Source organism: Roseiarcus sp., from assembly GCF_052145395.1.
Lineage (GTDB): Bacteria > Pseudomonadota > Alphaproteobacteria > Rhizobiales > Beijerinckiaceae > Roseiarcus.
The window spans coordinates 1-4,591 of the sequence record NZ_JBKQOT010000701.1 but is presented as its reverse complement, the minus strand read 5'-3'; the positions used below and the strand labels follow the sequence as shown (position 1 = coordinate 4,591).

2 protein-coding genes are annotated in these 4,591 nt (G+C 63.3%); both read right to left on the bottom strand.

The annotated features are described in order from the left end of the window. Window positions 1-2,170 precede the first annotated feature (2,170 nt). Window positions 2,171-3,709 (bottom strand): class I adenylate-forming enzyme family protein, encoded by a 1,539-nt coding sequence (locus ACLP25_RS23970; RefSeq protein WP_442471632.1) that lies wholly within the window; start codon window positions 3,707-3,709, stop codon window positions 2,171-2,173. 97 nt (window positions 3,710-3,806) lie between these two features. Continuing rightward, window positions 3,807-4,583, bottom strand: coding sequence for an enoyl-CoA hydratase-related protein (locus tag ACLP25_RS23965; RefSeq protein WP_442471633.1), 777 nt, complete (start codon window positions 4,581-4,583; stop codon window positions 3,807-3,809). Window positions 4,584-4,591 lie beyond the last annotated feature (8 nt).

Sequence of the window (4,591 nt, the reverse complement as noted above, 5' to 3'; positions counted from 1 at the left end):
TTCAGGGCTTTGAACTCGGCTGCGTCGACGTGCATTTCGTCGAGGAAGATGGCGCCGGTATCCTGCGAGACGCGGCCTCTGAACCCTGCCGTTACAGTTTCCGTGGGGGAGAGTCGTCTATAATCGCTAGATTTGCGTTTATCAACGCGCCGTTGAAATGATCTCTGTACGGACATGGCGGTATCGTTTCATAATTAAAAGCTATGGGGGCGTTAAATATTATTCTTCTTCCTGAGCCTGTCGTGAGCTTGTCGAAGGACAAGGGAAAGAAGGTGAAGACCGAAATGGGCGATAGGCAACAGCCGCATAAGGTTCATCGCCGGAAGGCGTAAACACTAGGCCGAACGGGACTTTGCCGGAATGATCGCGGTCGCCGATGCACTGAGGCACAAAGACGGACGCAGTATCGGGAGGGGAATGACTTGAATTTAATTCGGGCGAAACGGCTTGCTTTCGACCCGTGGATTTGGTAATTGTTTTGATAGCAAGGGCCTTTTACAAGTGGAAATGGCTTTTGTTGACAATGGTCTTGGCGGGCTGTTGATACATTTAGAGGCCAGTCCTTTGGCGGGGACTGGCCTCTTATTTTTTATAGGCTATGCAGCTTCTGAGGATGAAGCGGCGCTATCATTTGAACGGCACGTAATGAAGTCGCTCTGTCCTACGCCATGTGAGCGATCGACCCCTAGGCGCTCTAGCTCGCGCTCAAGGACCCTACGCGCCCACATACTCGGCTTCACCCGCATATCAACTGCAATGCGTCGGATTGCCCAATAGTCGTCCGGTGTAACCCGGATTGTCATAATTTGAGTTACGTCATCCGTAAGAGACGGATCGGCTTTCATATAAAGACGACTGCGGGTCATTATGAAAAACTCTCCGTTCTCGACGATCTAGAGAACAGTTAACACATTGTTTATGGCGAAAGTGTGACTGACCGAGTACATCCTCCTGTCTTGACCACTTTCTTCCCAATCCCGAAGCATCCCGTCTCCTTTCGACTTCTCACCAGAGCGTTTTATACGTATTGGCGTTACATCCACATACCCAATACGATCCTCATCCTATACACGCCCCGCCTATACGCGTGCAACTCTACAGCACGCCCCTCCGCTACAGAATGCGAATTTACGGCGAGCTATGCGGTGTGGAGTTTTGCTGTGTGAGGGAGGGGCGGGTGTGGTGACGTAAAGGGATATGGAGACGAGACGCTGAGAGGGAAGGCGTGGGAGGGTCGCTACGCTCAGCCTGCCGCTATGCCACGCTCAGTTTTAGCATGCCTCAGCGAGCCGCCTATTACCGTCGCAATGCCTATTAGGGTCGCAGCGCGTATTAGCGCTGAGAGGAACGAGCCGGGCCCGAACAGCTCCGCTCAGTCGATGGGCCGGGCCTCGATCGCCGAACAGCTCCGCTCAGTCGATGGCCGGGCCCCGATCGCCGAACAGCTCAGCCCAGTCGATGGCCGGGCCCCAATCGCCGAACAGCTCCGCTCAGTCGATGGCCGGGCCCCGATCGCCGAACAGCTCCGCTCAGTCGATGGCCGGGCCCCGATCGCCGAACAGCTCAGCCCATGACCTATCAACATAAGCTACAGAGCGTTGCAACCCTTATTAGCGTTACAATTCTATATGCCGTGCTTCCATGCAGAACCATAACCCTCTACATGTTGTGTCAAGAGAAATTTGTGGGAGAGCGCAGGGTTTGCTATATGAATTTTATGCTTGTATTTTCTAATAGGAATTTAAATCGCTAATAGGATAAAAAGATTTACTCGTTGTCTCCCCCCACGCCCCCCGACGCTGAAAGCTTCGGGCGGCGCATACGCGGCCCGAGCCGAGCCCCGCGCGGCCGCGGGCGCCGAGCCCGGGCGAGTCGCGCCGGCGTTCGGCGCGCCGCCGAACACTCGCCCGGAAATTCCGGCGCAAGTCACTGAAAACATGGAATCCGCGCCCGGAAATGCGAGGACCCTGGAAGCGGTGGGCGGCGGCTATGCGGCGCGTGCGGAGCCCCGCGCGTCCCTACGCGCCGAACCCGTGGGGGACGCGCCGGCGTTGGGCGCGCCGCCGAACGATCGCCCGGAAATTCCGTTGCAAACTATTGAAAACATGGAATCCGCGCCCGGGAACGGCTGCCGGCGTCCAGGGCCGGCGGGCGCGGCCCTCCCCGCGTCTCACTTCCCCGCGAAGCGCTCGACCAGCAAGAACTTCTGCACCTTGCCGGTCGGCGTGCGCGGCAGGGGTTCTTTCTGGAACCGGATGGTCCGCGGGATCTTGAAGCCCGCGAGCCGCTCCCGGCAGTGGACTTCGAGGCGCTCCGCCGTCGGCGCTTCGGCGTCGACGGCGGTGACGATCAGCGCTGCGACCCGCTCGCCCCAGGTGTCGTCTGGCAGGCCGAACACGGCGCAATCGGCGACGCCCGGCGCGGTCATCAAGATCTCCTCGACCTCGGCGGCGTGCACGTTCTGGCCGCCGCTGACGATCATGTCCTTGAGCCGCCCCCTGATGAACAGGAACCCGTCCTCGTTCATCGCGCCGAGATCGCCGGTGTGGACGAATCCCCCGCGGAACGTCTCGGTCGACTTCGCCGGATTGTCGAAATAGCTGGAGCACGTCGCGGGCGAGCGGCCGACGATTTCGCCGAGTTCGCCGGGCGCTGCGCGCGATCCGTCCGGACGCTCGATATGGACCTCGGCAAAACAGAGCGGAACGCCGACCGAATCGGAACGGATCGCGCGATCCTCGGGCGTGCTGACCGTCAGCGCCCCGGTCTCCTGCATGCCGTAATATTCGTAGATCGCCGGGCAGAGCGCGGCGGCCGTGCGCTCGCGCAGCGGCTTGGGAAACATCGAGCCAGCGAACACCAGGGCGCGGAGCGAAGAGAGGTCGCGCTCCGACAGGGTCGGGTCGGCGAGCATCATCGCGGCCATGGTCGGCACGAGATTGCTGATCGTCACCTTTTCGCCGCCGATCAGGCGCAGCGCCTCGGACGGGTTGAAGTCGGCGAGGACGTTGCGCGCCCCGAACGCGACGCCCGCTGCGATCCAGGCGAAGCCGACGCGGCCGAACGCCGGGAAGACGGTCAGGATCACATCGCAGGTGGTCAGTTCGAAGGCGTCGAACAGCGGGCTCCCGGCGGCGTTGTTGAAGTGCGTCAGCAGATAGGACTTCGGCAGGCCGGTCGTGCCCGAGGTCAGATTGTAGTAGTACGGGTCGCTTTCCTCGATCTCGACCTCGGGCTCTGTCGCCGGGGCCGAGGCGAGAACGTCCTCGTAAGCCTTCGCCCACTCCGGCCGCGCCTCGCCGATCGCGACAAAAACTTCGACGCCCGGCAGCTCCGCGCACACCCGCTCAGCTGACGCGATGAACCGCGTTTCGAACAGCATCGCCTTGGCGCCCATCGCCCGCATCAGGGCGACGATCTCGGCCGGAGCGAGCCGGTAGTTGAGCGGAATCCCGACGAGCCCCGTCTTGGCGAGCGCGTAGTAGATTTCCGGCAGCTCGGCGCGGTTGTTGCAGAGAAACGCGACCGTGTCCCCCTTCGCAAAGCCCAGCGCGGCGAGCCCGTGCGCGAGCCGATTGCAGCGCGCGTTGGTCTCGCGGAACGAGAACCGGCGGCCGGTTGTGGCGCAAAAGAACGCCTCGCGCTCGCGGAAGCGCCGCGCCGCCGTCGTCAGCACGTTTCCGACCACCGCCTTGCCCAGCGCACGCATGGGTCCCTCGCCCGGCATCGGCCTCCTCCCGGATCTTGCGCCCGCCAACAGAAACGCGACGGGTTCTCGTTCAAAGTTACAGCGGCGCGAGGCGGCGTCAACGGCCGGAAAAGCGCGGCTTCCGTTTCTCGACGAAGGCGGCGGCGCCTTCGCGCAGGTCCTTGGTGGCGAAGGCCGTCGACTGCGCGCTCGCCTCGGCGTCGAGCGCCTCGCCGAGCCCGACGCTCCAGGCTGCCTCGAGCTGCGCCTTTATCAGCCGCATCGCAACGGGGGGCCCTTCGGCAAGGCGTTCGGCGAGCGCGAAGGCTTCGCCCATCAGCGCGTCGTCGTCGACGACCTTCCAAATGAGGCCCCATTCCGCCGCGACCTCGGCGGCCAGCGGCTCGCCGGTGAGCGCCAGCGCCCGCGCGCGCGGCACGCCGATCGCCCGCTGAAGGAATGCGGTCGTTCCGCCGTCGAGCGCGGCGCCGAGCTTGACGAAGCTCAGCACGAATTTGGCCGAGCGGGCGGCGACGACGATGTCGCCCATCAGCGCGAGGCCGACGCCCGCGCCGGCCGACGGCCCGTTGACCGCGACCACGACGGGCAGGCGCGAGGCGCGCACCTTCTCGATCAGCGGATTGATCGAGGCGCGCATCCAGTCGCCGACCTCAGACCCCGCCTCGAAGGTCGCCGTCCCCAGTTGCGCGCCGCCGCAGAAGCCCTTGCCCGCCCCCGTCAGCAGCACGGCGCGCACCGCTGCGTCTGCCTCGGCCGCGGCAAAGGCGGCGGTGAGATCGGCGAGCATCGTGCCGCCGAGCGCGTTCATTTTCTCGGGATTGTTGAGCGTGATGAGCGCGATTGCGCCGCGCCGCTCATAGATGGTCATCGCCACTTGCGCTC

Bases quoted from the DNA above. Each gene is read 5' to 3' on its own strand.
- ACLP25_RS23970 (WP_442471632.1), bottom strand. From the start codon at position 3,709: ATGCGTGCGCTGGGCAAGGCGGTGGTCGGAAACGTGCTGACGACGGCG.